This is a genomic window from Pseudomonas sp. PICF141, from assembly GCF_002286815.1.
GTDB lineage: Bacteria > Pseudomonadota > Gammaproteobacteria > Pseudomonadales > Pseudomonadaceae > Aquipseudomonas.
Genome location: NZ_MUNM01000075.1, coordinates 1 through 16,740, shown reverse-complemented (window position 1 = coordinate 16,740; position 16,740 = coordinate 1). Strand labels below are relative to the sequence as shown.

The 16,740-nt window shown below is 58.4% G+C and carries 17 protein-coding genes and 1 pseudogene; 12 read left to right on the top strand and 6 right to left on the bottom strand.

Annotation, left to right across the window (positions count from 1 at the left end; genetic code table 11):
* Nucleotides 1-24: 24 nt before the first annotated feature.
* Nucleotides 25-528 carry a polysaccharide deacetylase gene (locus BZL43_RS21475; protein ID WP_095634158.1) on the bottom strand — a complete coding sequence of 168 codons (504 nt, stop codon included), beginning with the start codon at nucleotides 526-528 and terminating at the stop codon, nucleotides 25-27.
* Between the two features lie 311 nt (nucleotides 529-839).
* Between BZL43_RS21475 and BZL43_RS21470 the strand changes: the two genes are divergently transcribed.
* The 7 genes and pseudogenes from BZL43_RS21470 (at nucleotide 840) to BZL43_RS21440 (ending at nucleotide 4,455) form a co-directional block, all read left to right on the top strand.
* A complete protein-coding gene (locus tag BZL43_RS21470; protein WP_095634157.1) occupies nucleotides 840-1,100 on the top strand; it encodes a hypothetical protein in 261 nt (86 codons plus the stop codon).
* A gap of 114 nt (nucleotides 1,101-1,214) precedes the next feature.
* Nucleotides 1,215-2,342, top strand: coding sequence for a hypothetical protein (locus tag BZL43_RS21465; protein WP_095634156.1), 1,128 nt, complete (start codon nucleotides 1,215-1,217; stop codon nucleotides 2,340-2,342).
* A 349-nt stretch (nucleotides 2,343-2,691) separates the two neighbouring features.
* A complete protein-coding gene (locus BZL43_RS21460; protein ID WP_095634155.1) occupies nucleotides 2,692-2,988 on the top strand; it encodes a hypothetical protein in 297 nt (98 codons plus the stop codon).
* Between the two features lie 97 nt (nucleotides 2,989-3,085).
* Entirely contained in the window at nucleotides 3,086-3,589 is a 504-nt protein-coding gene (locus BZL43_RS21455; RefSeq protein ID WP_371916225.1) for a hypothetical protein, read from the top strand.
* Entirely contained in the window at nucleotides 3,589-3,861 is a 273-nt protein-coding gene (locus tag BZL43_RS21450) for a type II toxin-antitoxin system RelE/ParE family toxin (RefSeq protein ID WP_095634153.1), read from the top strand. Before BZL43_RS21455 ends, BZL43_RS21450 begins: the two co-directional genes overlap by 1 nt.
* Nucleotides 3,862-3,882: 21 nt before the next feature.
* Nucleotides 3,883-4,023: pseudogene (locus tag BZL43_RS21445) on the top strand (YhfG family protein); the annotation flags it as partial.
* A gap of 66 nt (nucleotides 4,024-4,089) precedes the next feature.
* The gene (locus BZL43_RS21440; protein WP_095634215.1) at nucleotides 4,090-4,455 is read left to right on the top strand and encodes a DUF1493 family protein; all 366 of its coding nucleotides are present in this window, start codon (nucleotides 4,090-4,092) and stop codon (nucleotides 4,453-4,455) included.
* A 129-nt stretch (nucleotides 4,456-4,584) separates the two neighbouring features.
* On the opposite strand, the gene BZL43_RS21435 is transcribed toward BZL43_RS21440, so the two are convergent.
* The 3 genes from BZL43_RS21435 to BZL43_RS21420 all read right to left on the bottom strand — a co-directional run bounded on the left by BZL43_RS21435 (nucleotide 4,585) and on the right by BZL43_RS21420 (nucleotide 7,841).
* On the bottom strand, nucleotides 4,585-6,126 hold the full coding sequence (locus BZL43_RS21435; protein ID WP_095634152.1) for a phosphoenolpyruvate carboxykinase: 1,542 nt from the start codon (nucleotides 6,124-6,126) through the stop codon (nucleotides 4,585-4,587).
* A 179-nt stretch (nucleotides 6,127-6,305) separates the two neighbouring features.
* A complete protein-coding gene (hslO, locus tag BZL43_RS21425) occupies nucleotides 6,306-7,208 on the bottom strand; it encodes an Hsp33 family molecular chaperone HslO (protein WP_095634151.1) in 903 nt (300 codons plus the stop codon).
* 225 nt (nucleotides 7,209-7,433) lie between these two features.
* Nucleotides 7,434-7,841 (bottom strand): RNA-binding S4 domain-containing protein, encoded by a 408-nt coding sequence (locus BZL43_RS21420; RefSeq protein WP_095634150.1) that lies wholly within the window; start codon nucleotides 7,839-7,841, stop codon nucleotides 7,434-7,436.
* A 232-nt stretch (nucleotides 7,842-8,073) separates the two neighbouring features.
* Here BZL43_RS21420 and BZL43_RS21415 point away from each other — a divergent pair, with 232 nt between their 5' ends.
* Nucleotides 8,074-8,535 carry an ATP-dependent zinc protease gene (locus tag BZL43_RS21415; RefSeq protein ID WP_173667533.1) on the top strand — a complete coding sequence of 154 codons (462 nt, stop codon included), beginning with the start codon at nucleotides 8,074-8,076 and terminating at the stop codon, nucleotides 8,533-8,535.
* Complete coding sequence (gene rimK / locus BZL43_RS21410) at nucleotides 8,532-9,437, top strand: 30S ribosomal protein S6--L-glutamate ligase (RefSeq protein ID WP_095634149.1); 906 nt, start codon at nucleotides 8,532-8,534, stop codon at nucleotides 9,435-9,437. The genes BZL43_RS21415 and rimK overlap by 4 nt, the downstream gene beginning before the upstream one ends.
* 46 nt (nucleotides 9,438-9,483) lie before the next feature.
* Here the strand turns inward: rimK and BZL43_RS21405 are convergent, their stop codons facing one another.
* Nucleotides 9,484-10,797, bottom strand: a complete 1,314-nt coding sequence (locus BZL43_RS21405; protein WP_095634148.1) for an ATP-binding protein — start codon at nucleotides 10,795-10,797, stop codon at nucleotides 9,484-9,486.
* 114 nt (nucleotides 10,798-10,911) lie between these two features.
* Complete coding sequence (ompR, locus tag BZL43_RS21400) at nucleotides 10,912-11,652, bottom strand: two-component system response regulator OmpR (protein ID WP_007903084.1); 741 nt, start codon at nucleotides 11,650-11,652, stop codon at nucleotides 10,912-10,914.
* A gap of 360 nt (nucleotides 11,653-12,012) precedes the next feature.
* Between ompR and BZL43_RS21395 the strand changes: the two genes are divergently transcribed.
* The 3 genes from BZL43_RS21395 (at nucleotide 12,013) to gshA (ending at nucleotide 16,622) form a co-directional block, all read left to right on the top strand.
* Nucleotides 12,013-14,337, top strand: coding sequence for a Tex family protein (locus BZL43_RS21395; protein ID WP_095634147.1), 2,325 nt, complete (start codon nucleotides 12,013-12,015; stop codon nucleotides 14,335-14,337).
* Nucleotides 14,337-14,720, top strand: a complete 384-nt coding sequence (locus BZL43_RS21390) for a PaaI family thioesterase (RefSeq protein WP_007903088.1) — start codon at nucleotides 14,337-14,339, stop codon at nucleotides 14,718-14,720. The genes BZL43_RS21395 and BZL43_RS21390 overlap by 1 nt, the downstream gene beginning before the upstream one ends.
* A 318-nt stretch (nucleotides 14,721-15,038) precedes the next feature.
* On the top strand, nucleotides 15,039-16,622 hold the full coding sequence (gshA, locus tag BZL43_RS21380) for a glutamate--cysteine ligase (RefSeq protein WP_095634145.1): 1,584 nt from the start codon (nucleotides 15,039-15,041) through the stop codon (nucleotides 16,620-16,622).
* Nucleotides 16,623-16,740 lie beyond the last annotated feature (118 nt).

The window sequence follows — 16,740 nt, the reverse complement described above, 5'->3', positions numbered from 1 at the left end:
CGATGAAGCTTTTAAACCGGCAGCCTAGGGTACAAATACTGCCACTCGTAGCTGCTCATTTAACGCCTGCTCATGAAATGCCCGGCTCTTGCTCGCCCATACCGCATAAGCCGGGCTGATTTCGCCCGTGAACGCCGCCGCCAACTGACGCAAATCAGCGACGCTACGCACACGCGGGCAAAAGGGTTCGCTGTCACAGTTCTGGCTGGCGTCGCGGTAGGTGTCCAGCAACCGATCCCACAACCCGTCCCGCACTTGCCTGACCGACTTGAGCTGCACAGCCTGCACACCCAGTCGCTGTTTCAGACTCTGTTCGTCCAGCGCTTCGCTGGCCAGCAGCGCCTTGCCTACCATCAACACCTCGGCGCGGGATGCGGTGTCGACGTCTGCCTGAGTGGTCAGTGCCTGCGGCCAACCGTTGCGGTCCATGTTGGCGAGGACCAGCGAACTACCTGCATCGGCAGCGCCGCTAAAACGACAACCACCGACCCACAACAACAATATCGAGACCATACGTAGCCATTGCATACCTAATTCCCTTTAAGAGCCGACTCAGACGATTCGAAACGTCCTACAAAATCTGGCGCGCACCTTATGCAGATTCAGGGCGCCACGCCTGACAATCCCGTAGGAATATCGACTGCTTGGGGTAAAAGCTTAAAAAATAGTCGGAACGTGCGTAGGCAAAGGTCGATAGCGCCGGTAAACCCCCTACAAAACCTGTCCATTGACGTCTTATTGCGACGCCTCACCGCCGCCCTCTATAGTTTCCGACGCGGCTGAAAACGCTGTGTCGGCCCGCCGGCGAGCCTGCCAGACTTCCCACAGGACTGATCTCGATGAACGACCGCTATCGCCCACTCAAAACCAATTACAGCGAAACCCCCGTGCTGGTCATCGACACCCAAGCCAATCCTCACGAGATTCTCGACGCCGCCCAGCAACGCATCCGTGCCGCCAGCGATCTGCTCGAAACGCTCTATTGCCTATGCTTCAAACAGGCCGATGTGAAAGACATTCCAAATATTGTCAATGCACTTTACTTGTTGACTCAGGATGGCTGCCAACTTCTTGAAACCGCCAAACAACTCATCAAATGACGCCTCAAAAAACAACAACTAACACTTCAACAAGAACAGCAACAACTCATCACTTCACTATTTAAACAACACAAACTAGCGTGTCAGCTCTTATATCAAACAAGGGCAACACGAATGACTGTCTTAACTATTTTCTTCTGCGGCACCGGCTCAACCAAATTCGACACCACTCATGAAAATTACTGGGACGGCGAACTGGTGTCGACACTGGCCTCCCACCATCCTGGCCGGGAATTTGCCGAATGGATCGTGGTCGACGGCCCCGGCACCAGCAATCTGCAGGCCGACGAGCTATTCACTCGATCCAAAGACTACGGCCTCAGCGGCACGCTATTCGGCAAGGGCTGGGAAGAGAACGTCCAGCATGCCGTCAACATCATCAAAGGTCAGTGCGGCTGGCAGCGCGAGCAGCTGACCGAGGCGGAATACAATCGTCTGAAAGCGGCCGGCATTCCCATCGAAGACGTGAAAGTTGAAGGTTCCTGGTTCTGGCGCAAATACAACTATGGCGATCGCAGCGTGACCCAACAGGCGTTACAGGAACAGCTCATCAAAACCTTCCGCAAGGACGGTGTTATTCCAACTCAAGTAAACCTGGTGGGTTGGAGTCGCGGTGGTATTAGTTGCCACATGTTGGCCAATGCCATGCTCAATGACACTGCACTTAAAAATATTCCGGTGAATATCTTTGCGATCGATCCGGTGCCGGGCATTGGCAACTTCCAGGATGACAAAGTCAAACTGGGTGCCAACGTCAAGGAATATGTAGGTTTCTATGCCCGGGACGAACGCTCGAAAGGCTTCTGCTGCGTCATCCCGCAAACCTCCACCGGCACCAAAATCCACATTTACCCCATGGCCGGCCGTCACGCCACCTTAGTGGGCAATGCCTCCCACGATGGTGTCAGCGGCCCGAAAACCCTGGCCGAGCCAGGCCGGTTCGTCCGCCATTTTGCCGAAGTCTGCCTCCAGCGTTGGGGCGTGCGGCTGGACAAGGCGTTGAACCTGACCCCTATCGATCTGGGGAATCTTGGCAAAGCCATGGTCGACGCCGAAGCGAAGTACCGGCTGATGCACAACTACTCCTACACCTATTTCACCGAGCTGGACCAAGGCGAACGCTACGTTTCACTGGGCAGCAAAGGGGTCAACTTCTCGGCGGTGAAAGGCACGATCTATACCCCGGTAACCGGGCTGACCACTAATGTGCTGGATGTTGCGGCGTATCATCATACTTGTTGAAAAGGTTGGCTGATCGGTAGGAACGGCCTATCAAAGCTTCATCCCGTTCCTACAACAGAAGACTCCTTGTCGCCTATCGCTGCCTTGTAGCTCAAATCTATAGTCGTGACTGTCGCTGCCAAATCAGCGACTCGGGCTTGGTCACCCGAATGGATCATACTTACGCGTTCGCTGTATGCTGCCGGCACCTCAAGTGTCTGCACGCTTTATGGTGGCTGTGTTTGGGACGCCCTCGGGCGTGCCGGGTATGCGTGTGATCCTCACCGGTTGACCAACCTGAACACAGTCCGCCTCCCATCGCTTGGTCACGATGGTGGTGGCTTCATTTGATGCATTGAGGATAAACACAATGAATTCATGGAAACCGTTCACCGATCGTTACCGCCCACTCCAAACCAACCTCACCGACTCTCCGTCCCTGATCATCGACACAGAGGCCAACCCCCAGGACATCCTCGAAGCCGCCCTCCAGCGCATCCGAGCGTCCAGCGATCTCCTCAAAACCTTGCACTGCGTTTGCTTCAAACACGGCGACGTAGAAGACATCCCCCACATCACCCACGCACTCTTCCTGCTAACCCAGGATGGCTGCGATCTGCTACAGGTCGCCCAGCAACGCATGATGGGCTGGAAAGCTCCGGCTTAAACCCACTCTCAGGCAGGCATTGTTCCAGCAAGGGCTGCCTGCCTGATCAACGATCATCAACGCTGTATTCCCGCCTTCCAATGTGAGGAGCTGAATCTTGCAAACTATTATTGATTGCGTAGCATATGAGCCACTGTTCAACAATGGACTCACCTTCATGACAACCGAAACCATCGACCACAGCACCCTCACACGATTGCTTGAAAACGGTTCGGTAAGCAGCGCTCATATCGTCGCAAGACCAGGCGGCTGGTCGATTCAAATCCGACACGGAAGTAAAGAATGCTCGCTGACGGCACAACGTAGTCGTCAAGTGCGCCTATTCAAACGACTTGAAACACTGGTGACTTATCTGCGAGACATGGGCATCAACCACTTCGATGTGGACGCGTCGAACTATGATCCGTTTCAAATCAAAACTTATACGCGCCCTGATCGCTCCGAGGCAATGAAACAGGCCCATGAAGCTGCGGCATATGAAGAATGGTTCAAGGAACAGGTACAAAGCAGTATTGATGATTTGAGACCGAGCGTGAGCGACGAAGAGGCCCGCCGAATATTTGCCGCCAAGCGTGATGCTATACGTCAGCGAGCGCGCTGATGAGGGTAATCTGGCGCCCGACGGCGCTTGATGACCGAAACAAAATCATGGATCACATCAGTCAGGACAACCCAATCGCAGCTGTTGCCCTCGATGAGATGTTTGAATTGAAGGCAGAGCACGCTCGACAGCACCCGACTCTTTACAGAAAAGGCATCGTTCCTGGGACGCGCGAGATAGTCGCAACCTCAAACTACGTTATGGTCTATCTGATCAGAGACGATTTGGTGGAGATGCTGCGAGTGATGCATGCCAGACAGAAATGGCCGTGAAACGGCTCCGGCACTCTCCTCATGAGCAAATTAACCTTCAAGCAAAAACAAGCGCACTACGAAAAAGTCCGCCGTTCGAACTACTTGGCTAGCCTGCGCCTCGCCGGATTCGATACGTCTCCGGCAGACCTCGATATGCCGCTTTCTACACGAGAAAACGTGCTCGCCAAGTATTGGCAAGGCAAACCGACTCAACCTCCCCTCCCCAAGCCAAACGGACACCCCGCAATGAACCTCGCCCCCAACTTCCCCGACGACCACGCCATGCACCTGCTCATCCAGCTGCTGCACGAAGAACTCGGCCTGCCCGAACGCAAAACCATCAGCCTCAACACTTCGATCAACTTCGACCTGGGTTGTGACGGTGCGGATGCGCGGCAGTTGATGGAAGCGCTGGAGGAGCAGTTCGGGATCGACTTTGTGGACTACGAGGCGTATCGATATTTTCAGCCGGAAGGGTTTGATGTGTTTCTCAAGCGTCAGGCCAAGGGTCGTGGCGACAAAGTCCCGCTGACTATCGGAATGCTCTACAACGCGATCAAGCTGCACCGGTGGGATACTGAGAAGTTAGAAGGCATCTGCTCGAACGCGTAAGTGGCATTATTCTGGCTGTTTAACGCTTTTTCAGCTGGAATAATGGCAGTTGTATTTCTGATAGTCCGAATCGCGCCCACAAAAAAGCCGCCCTCAAAGGGCGGCTTTTTCATTCGCTGAATCCAGGCCTTACAACTTCGGCCCAGCAGCCTTGATCGCGTCACTCACGTCGAACTTCTTGAAGTTCTCAACAAACAACCCAGCCAGTGCTTTCGCGGCTTCATCGTAAGCAGCCTTGTCAGCCCAGGTGTTACGTGGGTTCAACAGGCCAGTCTCAACACCCGGTACGGCCAGTGGCACGTCGAGGTTGATGGTGTCCAGGTGCTCGGTCTCGGCACCGATCAGAGCGCCGCTCTGGATCGCTGCGATCACGCCACGAGTGGTCGGGATGTTGAAGCGTTTGCCGACGCCATAGCCACCGCCGGTCCAGCCGGTGTTGACCAGGTAGACCTTGGAGCCGAAGCCGCGGATGCGCTTGATCAGCAGTTCTGCGTATACGCCAGCCGGGCGCGGGAAGAACGGTGCGCCGAAGCAGGTGGAGAAGGTCGACTTGATGCCGCTGCCGGACCCCATTTCGGTCGAGCCCACCAGAGCGGTGTAGCCGGACAGGAAGTGGTAGGCCGCTTGTTCTTCGCTGAGGATCGAGACGGGCGGCAGGACGCCGGTCAGGTCGCAGGTCAGGAAGATCACAGCGTTTGGCTCGCCACCGAGGTTTTTCTCGGAACGCTTCTCGACGTGCTCCAGCGGGTAGGCGGCGCGGCTGTTCTGGGTCAGGCTGCTGTCGGCGTAGTCAGCCTTCTTGGCGTCATCCAGTACCACGTTTTCCAGGACTGCGCCGTGCTTGATGGCTTTCCAGATGACGGGTTCGTTCTTCTCGGACAGGTCGATGCACTTGGCATAGCAACCGCCTTCGATGTTGAACACCACGCCCTCGCCCCAGCCGTGTTCGTCGTCACCGATCAGGTAACGGCTTTCGTCAGCGGACAGGGTGGTCTTGCCGGTACCGGACAAACCGAAGAACAGGGTCACGTCGCCCGCTTCGCCGATGTTGGCAGCGCAGTGCATCGGCAGCACATCGGCGGCCGGCAGCAGGAAGTTCTGCACCGAGAACATGGCTTTTTTCATTTCACCGGCGTAGCGCATACCGGCGATCAGCACTTTTTTCTGGGCGAAGTTGAGAATCACGCAACCGTCGGAGTTGGTGCCGTCACGCTCTGGCACGCACTCGAAATTGGCAACGTTGAGCACTTGCCACTCTTCACGGCCAGCCGGGTTGTACTGGGCCGGATTGATGAACAGGCAACGACCGAACAGGTTCTGCCAGGCAGTCTGGGTGGTCATCTTCACGGCCAGGTAGTGCTCTTCGGCAGCCCCTACGTGCACGTGGGAAACGAAATGCTCTTGCGCGTTGTTGAAGGCCTCGACGCGAGCCCACAGGGCATCGAACTTGTCGGCCGGGAACTTGCGGTTGATCGGGCCCCAGGCGATGGCGTCCTGGGTGGTTGGCTCTTCAACGATGAAACGATCGACTGGCGAACGGCCGGTACGGTGACCGGTGCGAACTACCAGCGCGCCGGTATCGGCAAGCTCGCCTTCACCGCGCTTCAGGGCTTCTTTAACCAGATCATCAACACTCAGATCGGTGTACACGGCGTTATTAGCTTGCGTCATGAGGTTCCCCGTCGGCCAGTGGCCGAGTGCTCCAAACGTTTTGTAGTAGAAAGTCGTGCACTACTACCGCGAAAAAAGTGGGCCGGATTATGCCAGAAAAGCCCAAAAAGTGTAGGGCCCTCCCGTCAGAACGGCGTTATTCCGGCGTTACGCAGTGAATTTACCTGCGCTGAAGCGTTTTAGTGACGGGTATCTGACGGCGTATCGACCCCTGCTCCGGCGAACAATTGGCCGATATCGGCCGCGTCGAACAGATAACGTTCGTTGCAGAACTGACAGTCGATCTCGATGCGACCACCGTGTTCGACGACCAGTTTCTGAGCATCTTCCAGACCCAGACTGACCAGCGCATTGCCCGAGCGTTCCCGGGAGCAGCTGCAACGGAAACGCAGTTTCTGCACATCGAACAGGCGCACTTGCTCTTCATGGAAGAGGCGATGAAGCACGGTTTCGTTGTCCAGGCTCAGCAATTCATCGGCGGTGAGGGTGTTGGCCAGGGCGGTGATGTGCTGCCAGCTGGCGGCGCGTTCTTCATCGTCTTTCAGACGGTCGGCAGGCAGTTGCTGCAGCAACAGACCACGGGCACGACGGCCATCGGCATAAAGCCAGAAGCGGGTATTGGTTTGTTGGGACATGACGAAGTAGTTGGTGAAGCAATCGGCCAGGGTCTCGCCGTCGAGATCGACGATGCCTTGGTAGCGCTGGCCCTGAGTGGGGTCGACAGTCAGCGCCAATACGCCATTGGGCATCAGGTCGGCGAGGGTCGCGTCAGGGGCAATCCGGTCGGCTTCGTAACGAGCCAGGCCACGAATTTCCCGTTCACTGGAGCATTCGATCATCAGCAACGGCACCGGGCCTTCGGAACGGGCCTGCAGAATCAGCAAGCCATCGAACTTCAAGGTGCCAACCAGCAACGCGGCCGCCGCCATCAACTCGCCCAGCAATTGCGCGACCGGCTCCGGATAAGCATGTTTGGCAAGGACTTCGGCATAGCTACGCTCCAACCCAACCAGCTCGCCGCGGGTGTCGCTGTCATCGAAGATGAAGCGTTGGGTGTAGTCGTTATCCGATAGATGGGTCATAGGTCTGGGTATCTGAAAGGGTGACAAAAAAAGAAAATCGCGTCATTTCCGCTTTTTTGAGCGGGCAAAGTTCAGCCATAAAGGCATTTTATGAACAATCCGGGGTTGTTCCAAGCAAGGTCAAACCTCGGTTTTCGACGAACGGCATTTTCATTAGGCCGCTGTTGAGTACACCCATATGGCTGCACAGGTGCGCGATTGCAAGTCTGCCCCCGACGACGGTTCTTATTCGTCGTTGCTGTTTCCGCGAAACTTGAACAGGTCTCGGCGTTGTTTCTTGCTCGGCTTACCGTCGGTGCTTACGCCCAACGCCCCGGCTTTGCGCATGGCTGCCGCCGCTTCGCGCTTGGCGATGCTGGCTTCGGTTTCGGCATACAGCGCCTGAGCCTCCGGCGCGCCACGGCGCACGTTCGACAGTGCCTTGATCACTACCGTGCGCTCCTCGAAGCCGGTGCGAATCTGAAGTTCATCGCCGACCCTCGGCTCCTTGCCCGGCTTGCAGCGTTCGCCCCGGCAATGCACCTTGCCACTCTCAATCGCAGCCTTGGCCAGGGTCCGTGTTTTATAGAAACGCGCGGCCCATAACCATTTATCGAGACGGATCTTGTCGTCCTCTTCGCTTTTTTGTGCCATTGGATGACCTCATTCTGAAATATCGATGAACTGTACTACCGTTTCTGTCGTGCCATGAATCACCACGCTGTGGATTAGAATGCAGGCATTCCCCCGCACAGTGAGGGATGGAAATTCGGGCAGTAGATATCTGTCGCCTTTTACCCATTATTCTGCGTGAATACCGCGAATTCGGCCGCACGCGGTCTGAGCGGTTTTTGCCGGTTGAGCACTTTTGAAGACATTTGACCATTTGACCGTTATCGGTCTGCGCGAGTGGGTGGCGCTCCCGGATCTGGGAGTCGCGGGCCTTCGGGCAAAAATCGACACCGGCGCCAGCACCTCCAGCCTGCACGCCACCGACATTGAGCCATTCGAGCGCGACGGCGAGCAATGGGTACGCTTCACTGCGCACCTGGGCACGGTCGTGCAACTGCGGCACCGGCGTTGCGAGGCCCCGCTGGTAACGAGAAAAACCATTAAAAGCTCCAACGGCCATGCGCAGATGCGCTACGTGGTAAGCACCACTCTGGCCCTCGGTGATCGGGTCTGGCGGGTCGAGTTCACCCTCGCCTGCCGCAAATCCATGCGTTATCGCCTGTTACTCGGTTCCAAAGCCCTGATCGACGGCCAGTTGGTGGTCAATCCGGGCATTAAGTATGTACAAGACAAGCCGGTGTTCCCGGTATCTACCTTCTCCACAGGTGTTGCATGAAGATCGCTGTGCTGTCGCGGAACCCGCGTCTGTATTCCACCCGTCGCCTGGTCGAAGCCGGTATGGAGCGTGGCCATGAAATGGTGGTGATCGACACCCTGCGCGCCTACATGAACATTGCCAGCCACAAGCCGCAGATCCACTACCGTGGCAAACCGCTGGAAGGTTTCGATGCAGTGATCCCGCGGATCGGTGCATCAGTGACGTTTTACGGCTGCGCGGTGCTGCGTCAGTTCGAAATGATGGGTGTGTTTCCGCTTAACGAATCGGTCGCCATTGCCCGTTCGCGAGACAAACTGCGGTCGCTGCAATTGCTCTCGCGCCGGGGTATCGGTTTGCCGGTCACCGGTTTTGCCCACTCTCCGGACGACATTCCCGACTTGATCGAGATGGTCAACGGGGCGCCGCTGGTGATCAAGGTGCTGGAGGGCACCCAGGGCATCGGTGTGGTGCTGTGTGAAACAGCCACGGCCGCAGAATCGGTGATCGAGGCCTTCATGGGCCTGAAGCAAAACATCATGGTTCAGGAATACATCAAGGAAGCCGGCGGCGCGGACATTCGTTGTTTCGTGGTCGGCGACAAGGTGATCGCGGCGATGAAACGCCAGGCCAAGCCGGGGGAATTTCGCTCCAACCTGCATCGCGGCGGCAGTGCGAGCCTGATCAAGATCACACCGGAAGAACGCATGACGGCGTTGCGAGCGGCGAAAGTCATGGGGTTGGCGGTCGCGGGGGTAGATATCCTGCGCTCCAATCATGGCCCGCTGGTGATGGAAGTGAATTCGTCGCCGGGGCTGGAAGGAATCGAGATCACCACCGGAAAGAACGTGGCGGGGATCATCATCGAGCATCTGGAGAAGAATGGCGGGCCGAATATGACGCGGACCAAGGGCAAAGGCTGAAGCTGACTCGGTGATCGTTCCCACGCAGAGTGTGGGAACGATCGGGTTAGACGGCATCCCGTGGCAGCATCAACCCAAGCGGCAACCGCACCCGCGCTTCCAGTCCGCCACCGGAGCGGTTGCGCAACTCGACATTCCCGCCGTGCATCGAAGCGATCCGTTTCACGATTGCCAACCCCAAGCCGGTCCCTTTACCGCCCCGGGCCCGATCGCCACGGGTGAACGGGTTGAAGATCGCCTCCAGCTCCGACGGGTCGATGCCCGCGCCACGGTCCATGACGCTCAACACCACATACGGCGCGCTGGAATCACCGGACACATAAGCCGCCACTTCAACGCCGCTGCCGGCGTGGTGCAAGGCATTGCCGATGAGGTTGTTCAGCAGCCGTTTCATCGACACCCGCCGCAACGGGAACGGCTGAATCGGTTCCAGGCGCAAGCGCACTTTCTCTTCGTTCTGGTTATACGGCGCGGCAACTTCGCGAACCAGCTCGCTCAGGTCCACTTCTTCCACCGATTCATCACGTCCGTCACGAATGAAGGCCAGGAACTGGTCCAGAATCGCGTCCATGTCTTCGATGTCGCGGATCATGTCGTCTGTCAGGTCACTGTGGGCGCCCATCAGTTCCAGGGACAACCGCAAACGGGTCAGGGGCGTGCGCAGGTCGTGGGACACCCCCGCCAGCATCAGTTCTCGCTCGCGACCGGCCTGTTCGACGTCTTCAGCCATTTGGTTGAAAGCGCGATAAACCTCGGTCATTTCGCTCGGTGTATCGCTGATCGGCAGGCGCACGCTGCGGCCCTGACCCAGTTGCCTTGCCGCATAGACCAGGCGTTTCAACGGCTGATTGAGTTGGCTGACGAAAATCCACGCCGAGGCGGTGGACAGCAGACCGATGGCGAGGAACCAACCGAGCACATTCCAGATTTTCTGGCCGCGCAATGGGTGCGGATACAACGGTACTTTCAGCCAGCCATCACCCAGGCTAGGCGCTCGAACCCACAGCGCTGGCGGTGAGTGCATGCGTAATCGCACCTCAGTGTCGGCGCCCAGTTCGTCCTGCATCTGACGCTGGTAGATCTCGCTGTAAGGCCAGTGCTGCTCGCCTTCTGGCACACCGGCACCCACCACCCGGATCAGGGTCGCGGCATCGGCGATTTTGGTGCGGTTTTCTTCGTCGGCTGCCCAATAGGCACGCAGCGTCAGGGCGACGCCGTGGCTGTATTGGCGATCCACCAGCACATCTTCGTTCATCAACAGATAAACCAGGGTCAGCGCCTTGGAGAACAGAACGACGATCAGCACCAGCCACAGGGTGCGGGAGAAGAAGCTCTGGGGGAACCAAACAGGGGTTTTCATGAGTAACCGCTACACACTTGCAGGAGCGAGCATGCTCGCATATTGCGGATCACGGGTCTGCGGGGAAGGTCATCTGATCCCTTGCCCGCAAGACCCGCTCCTACAAATCACCGATCACTTCGTGGCGGCGCCATCCGGAACGAACACGTAACCCACGCCCCAGACGGTCTGGATGTAGCGTGGCTTGGATGGATCGGGCTCGATCATCCGGCGCAGACGGGAGATCTGCACATCAATGGAACGCTCGAGGGCATCCCATTCGCGGCCACGGGCCAGGTTCATCAGCTTGTCGCGGGTCAGTGGTTGACGCGCGTTCATGACCAACGCCTTGAGCACCGCAAACTCACCGGTGGTGAGCATGTGCACTTCGTCGCCGCGCTTGAGTTCGCGGGTGGCCAGGGACAGTTCGTAGTCACCGAAGGTCACGCTTTCGTCTTCGCTGCCCGGGGCTCCCGGCACCGGCGCCGCCTGACGACGCAAAACCGCTTTGACCCGAGCCATCAGCTCGTCCGGGTTGAACGGCTTGGCCAGGTAGTCGTCGGCACCCAGTTCCAGGCCCTTGATGCGGCTCAGCTCATCGCCCTTGGCGGTCAGCATGATGATCGGAATCTGGTTGTTCGCCGTGCGCAGGCGGCGGCAAGCGGTCAGGCCGTCTTCGCCGGGCAGCATCAGGTCGAGGACCACCAGGTTGAACACTTCACGCGCCAGCAGGCGGTCCATTTGTTCCGTGTTCGGGACGGCGCGGGCACGGTAGCCCTTGCTGACGAAAAAACGCTCCAGCAGGCTGCTCAGCCCGGGATCGTCGTCAACAATAAGAATTTTTTCGCCTTCAGCAATGTTTGCAGTGCTGCTCATTGGATGCTCCTTTGATCTCGGCGCGCATTATGGCGTAGCTGCCGTTATACGCACCGTGTGCATTGTTAGCAGATTTTTCCTTCATCGCCAGAAATCCGGGCATTGTGCCTACAACCCGCGATGCCCCCCAATGGGCAGAACGCTGGTTATAATGCGCGGCCTTTTGTGTCAGGCAACGTCTGATCGTTACTGTAAGCAGCCGCTTTTTTTTTCATGGCCCTGGCAGTAATTGTCCGATTTCACGGGTCAACGGGAAGCCTGTTGGCCAGGTAGCGGCGCACGCCAGGCCGCTCAACCAGACTCGCCGAGCCGTTATCTCTGCGCCTGCGAGCCTGCTTTCACAATTTGTCAGGTGGTTTTATGGACAGCATCAACAGCCGCATCGCCGAGGAACTCGGTGTACGCCCACAACAGGTCGAAGCGGCCGTCGCGCTACTCGATGAAGGCTCTACCGTTCCCTTCATCGCCCGCTACCGGAAAGAAGTGACCGGCAGCCTCGATGACACCCAGTTGCGTCATCTGGAAGAGCGTCTGCGCTACCTGCGAGAACTCGACGAACGGCGGATCAGCATCCTTGCCAGCATTCAAGAGCAGGGCAAACTGACCCCGCAACTCGAGCGCGACATCAAACTCGCCGACACCAAGACCCGCCTCGAAGACTTGTACCTGCCGTACAAGCAAAAGCGCCGCACCAAGGGCCAGATCGCCCTGGAAGCCGGCCTCGGCGAGCTGGCCGACGGTCTGTTCAACGACCCGACCCTGAACCCTGAAACCGAAGCCGCGCGCTTCATCGACGCCGAAAAAGGCGTGGCCGATGTCAAAGCCGCCCTTGAAGGCGCCAAGTACATCCTGATGGAGCGCTTCGCCGAAGACGCCGGTCTGCTCGACAAGCTGCGTAATTACCTCAAGCAGGAAGCCACCCTCAGTGCCCGCGTAATTGCCGGCAAGGAAGAAGAAGGCGCCAAGTTCCGCGACTACTTCGAACACGACGAACCGCTGAAAAGCATGCCATCGCACCGCGCGCTGGCGATTTTCCGTGGCCGCAACGAAGGCATTCTCAGCAGCGCATTGAAAGTCGGCGATGAACTGCCGGGCACTATGCACCCGTGCGAAGGCATGATCGGCCAGCAATTTGGCATCCAGAACCAGAACCGTGCCGCCGACAAATGGCTGGGCGAAGTGGTGCGCTGGACCTGGAAGGTCAAGCTCTATACCCATCTGGAAACCGACCTGCTGGGCGAGCTGCGCGATAGCGCGGAAACCGAAGCGATCAACGTGTTCGCGCACAACCTGCACGATTTGCTGCTGTCGGCCCCGGCCGGCCCGCGCGCCACCCTGGGCCTCGACCCGGGCCTGCGCACCGGTTGCAAGGTCGCCGTGGTCGATGCCACCGGCAAGCTGCTGGATCACGCCACGGTTTACCCGCACGTGCCGCACAACAAGTGGGACCAGACCCTGGCGATTCTGGCGGCCCTGTGCGCCAAGCATTCGGTGGACCTGATCGCCATCGGCAACGGCACCGCCAGCCGTGAAACCGACAAGCTCGCCGCTGAATTGATCAAAAAATATCCAGCCATGAAGATGACCAAAGTCATGGTCTCCGAGGCGGGCGCATCGGTGTACTCGGCATCGGAACTGGCCTCCAAGGAATTCCCGGACCTCGACGTATCGATCCGTGGCGCAGTGTCGATCGCCCGTCGCCTGCAGGATCCGCTGGCCGAGCTGGTGAAGATCGATCCGAAATCCATCGGTGTCGGTCAGTACCAGCACGACGTGTCGCAACTGAAACTGGCGCGAGGCCTGGATGCCGTTGTGGAAGACTGCGTGAACGCCGTGGGCGTCGACGTCAACACCGCCTCCGTGGCGCTGCTGGCCCGTATCTCCGGCCTAAACGCGACCCTGGCGCAGAACATCGTCAGCCACCGCGACGAGCACGGCGCATTCAAAACCCGTGCAGCGTTGAAGAAAGTCGCGCGCCTGGGTGAAAAAACCTTTGAACAGGCCGCAGGCTTCCTGCGTGTAATGAACGGCGACAACCCGCTGGATTCGTCCGCGGTTCACCCGGAAGCCTATCCGCTGGTGCAGCGCATTGCCGCTGAAACCGACCGTGACATTCGTTCGCTGATCGGCGACGCAAGCTTCCTCAAACGTCTCGATCCGAAGAAATACACCGATGAAACGTTCGGTCTGCCAACGGTCACCGACATCCTGCAAGAACTGGAAAAACCCGGTCGCGACCCACGTCCCGAGTTCAAGACCGCCGAGTTCCAGGAAGGCGTCGAAGACCTCAAGGACCTGCAACTGGGGATGATCCTCGAAGGCGTGGTCACCAACGTGACCAACTTCGGCGCCTTCGTCGACATCGGCGTGCATCAGGACGGTCTGGTGCATATCTCCGCGCTGTCGGAGAAGTTCATCAAGGATCCACGCGAAGCGGTGAAGGCCGGTGATGTGGTCAAGGTGAAGGTCATGGAAGTCGACATCCCGCGCAAACGCGTTGGCCTGTCGATGCGCATGAGTGACACCCCGGGCGAGAAAATCGACGGTGCCCGTGGCGCGCGTCCGGGTTCGGCACCACGCCAGTCCCAGAACACCGCACCGCGCAAGGAAACCACGGCAGCAGCCCCGGCCAACAACGCCATGGCCTCGCTGTTCGCGAACGCCAAACAGTTGAAAAAACGCTGATGGAGATCCCGGCCGGCTTGACCGAAAGCGCGTTTTTCAAGCTGCTGGGGTGTCGCTTGCACAGTCTGGAAACCGGGGTGGCGCAAGTCGCCCTGGGGCTTGCGCCGGAACTGCGCAATCGCGGCGGCAAACTGCACGGCGGCGCTTTGTTCAGTCTGGTTGATATTGCCATGGGGCTGGCCTGTTCCAGCACCCACGGCTTTGACCAGCAGAGCGCGACCATCGAGTGCAAAATCAACTACATCCGCGCCGTCGCCGACGGCGAGGTGATGTGCACGGCGCGGGTGATCCACCCGGGCCGGCGCACGCTGGTGGTTGAGGCCGACGTGATGCAAGGCGACAAACTGGTCGCAAAAGCACAAGGCACGTTCGCTGTCCTGTAGATGAATGCCATCAATTTGAGTTAATTTCGGCGCAATGCAACCTGTGGAACCCTGTGGCGAGGGGGCTTGCCCCCGTTTGAGAGCGTAGCACTCACAAGATTTTGGAAACTCAGAGATTTTGGGGCCGCTTCGCAGCCCAACGGGGGCAAGCCCCCTCGCCACAGGTCACTCCCACAGGGATTGTGCAATTCCTGACTGACCGGCATTAGGCCTGTGCGGCTCGAAAAAACCAGGCGAAAACGCCAGTTTCAACTTCACCCTTGTAGACCGTCTTGCCCACCCCCATATTGGGGCGACTGACGCGTGAAGGAATCCAACTTGAGCGAACTTCTCAACCGCCGCCTGGCTCTGCTCGGCGAGCGCGCAAACCTCTCTCTGCTCGAACAGTGCCTTCACGGCATCGAACGTGAATGCCTGCGCGTGACAGGCGAAGGGCGCCTGGCGCAAACGCCACACCCCAAAGCATTGGGTTCCGCGCTGACCAATGAACAAATCACCACCGACTATTCCGAGTCGCTGCTGGAGTTCATCACGCCCGCCCTGCCAGACCCGGCGGACACCCTGGCGAGCCTCGACAAGATTCATCGGTTTGCCTACAGCAAGCTCGGCAACGAGTACCTGTGGAGCCCTTCGATGCCGTGCCCGTTGCCGGCCGAAGAAGACATCCCGATCGCTTATTACGGCACCTCCAACATCGGTCAGCTCAAATACGTCTATCGCAAGGGCCTGGCCCTGCGTTACGGCAAGACCATGCAGTGCATCGCCGGGATCCACTACAACTTTTCCCTGCCGGAAAAGCTCTGGCCCCTGCTCAAAGAGGCTGAAGGCTTTGATGGCACCGACCGCGATTATCAGTCGTCGGCCTACATCGCGCTGATCCGCAACTTCCGCCGATACAGCTGGCTGCTGATGTACCTGTTCGGTGCCTCGCCGGCGCTGGACGCCGGTTTCCTGCGCGGTCGTTCGCATCAGCTGGAACAGCTGGATCCAGACACGTTGTACCTGCCCTACGCCACGAGCCTGCGCATGAGCGATCTGGGTTACCAGAGTAACGCCCAGGCCGGTTTGACACCGTGCTACAACGATCTGACCAGCTACACCGACAGCCTGCGCAAAGCCGTGGCCACGCCGTATCCGCCGTATGTCGAGATCGGAACACACCAGCACGGTGAGTGGGTTCAGCTCAACACCAACATCCTGCAGATCGAAAACGAGTACTACTCCAACATCCGCCCCAAACGCGTGACCTACACCGGCGAACGGCCAATCCAGGCGCTGATGGCCCGTGGCATTCAGTACGTCGAAGTGCGCTGCCTGGACATCAACCCGTTCCTGCCGATGGGCATCGACCTCACCGAGTCGCGGTTCCTTGATGCGTTCCTGCTGTACTGCGCGCTGAACGACAGCCCGCTGCTGACCAGCACCAGCTGCGGGAACGCGACCTCGAACTTCCTCAGCGTGGTCAAGGAAGGGCGTCGTCCGGGCCTGCAATTGCAACGGGACGGGCGTCCGGTAGACCTCAAGGAATGGGCCGGCGAGTTGCTGGAGAAGATTGCGCCACTCGCGGCGTTGCTGGATCAAAGCCATGGCGGCGATGCCCACCGCAAGGCACTGGACGCGCAACTGGCCAAGGTCAAGGACGCGTCCCTGACGCCATCGGCGCAAGTGTTGGCGGCGATGGCCGAGCACAAGGAAAGCTTTGCCCGGTTCTCCTTGCGTCAAAGTCAGGTGCATGCAGAGTTCTTCCGCAGCGAGCCACTTCCAAGCGAAGAACAGGCTAGATTTGAAGAACTGGCGCGCTCGTCCCTGGCTCAGCAGGTGGAGCTGGAACAGAACGAAGTCGGCGATTTCGATGTGTTTGTCGGGTCGTATCAGGCGAGCATTCTGGCGATCAGTAACTAAACTCTGAAGGTCCTTCGGACCTTTTCGCGGGCAAGCCTCGCTCCTACATCTATGGTTACCCCCTTTTCTGCAATACTGTTTTTGATGCGTGTTTGGCTTGCTTTCATCTATCCGGCGT

Bases quoted from the DNA above. Each gene is read 5' to 3' on its own strand.
- BZL43_RS21435 (WP_095634152.1), bottom strand. From the start codon at position 6,126: ATGACGCAAGCTAATAACGCCGTGTACACCGATCTGAGTGTTGATGAT.
- rimK (WP_095634149.1), top strand. From the start codon at position 8,532: ATGAAGATCGCTGTGCTGTCGCGGAACCCGCGTCTGTATTCCACCCGT.
- BZL43_RS21475 (WP_095634158.1), bottom strand. From the start codon at position 528: ATGCAATGGCTACGTATGGTCTCGATATTGTTGTTGTGGGTCGGTGGT.
- BZL43_RS21420 (WP_095634150.1), bottom strand. From the start codon at position 7,841: ATGGCACAAAAAAGCGAAGAGGACGACAAGATCCGTCTCGATAAATGG.
- BZL43_RS21395 (WP_095634147.1), top strand. From the start codon at position 12,013: ATGGACAGCATCAACAGCCGCATCGCCGAGGAACTCGGTGTACGCCCA.
- BZL43_RS21460 (WP_095634155.1), top strand. From the start codon at position 2,692: ATGAATTCATGGAAACCGTTCACCGATCGTTACCGCCCACTCCAAACC.
- BZL43_RS21405 (WP_095634148.1), bottom strand. From the start codon at position 10,797: ATGAAAACCCCTGTTTGGTTCCCCCAGAGCTTCTTCTCCCGCACCCTG.
- ompR (WP_007903084.1), bottom strand. From the start codon at position 11,652: ATGAGCAGCACTGCAAACATTGCTGAAGGCGAAAAAATTCTTATTGTT.
- BZL43_RS21470 (WP_095634157.1), top strand. From the start codon at position 840: ATGAACGACCGCTATCGCCCACTCAAAACCAATTACAGCGAAACCCCC.
- BZL43_RS21465 (WP_095634156.1), top strand. From the start codon at position 1,215: ATGACTGTCTTAACTATTTTCTTCTGCGGCACCGGCTCAACCAAATTC.
- BZL43_RS21440 (WP_095634215.1), top strand. From the start codon at position 4,090: ATGAACCTCGCCCCCAACTTCCCCGACGACCACGCCATGCACCTGCTC.
- hslO (WP_095634151.1), bottom strand. From the start codon at position 7,208: ATGACCCATCTATCGGATAACGACTACACCCAACGCTTCATCTTCGAT.
- BZL43_RS21450 (WP_095634153.1), top strand. From the start codon at position 3,589: ATGAGGGTAATCTGGCGCCCGACGGCGCTTGATGACCGAAACAAAATC.
- BZL43_RS21390 (WP_007903088.1), top strand. From the start codon at position 14,337: ATGGAGATCCCGGCCGGCTTGACCGAAAGCGCGTTTTTCAAGCTGCTG.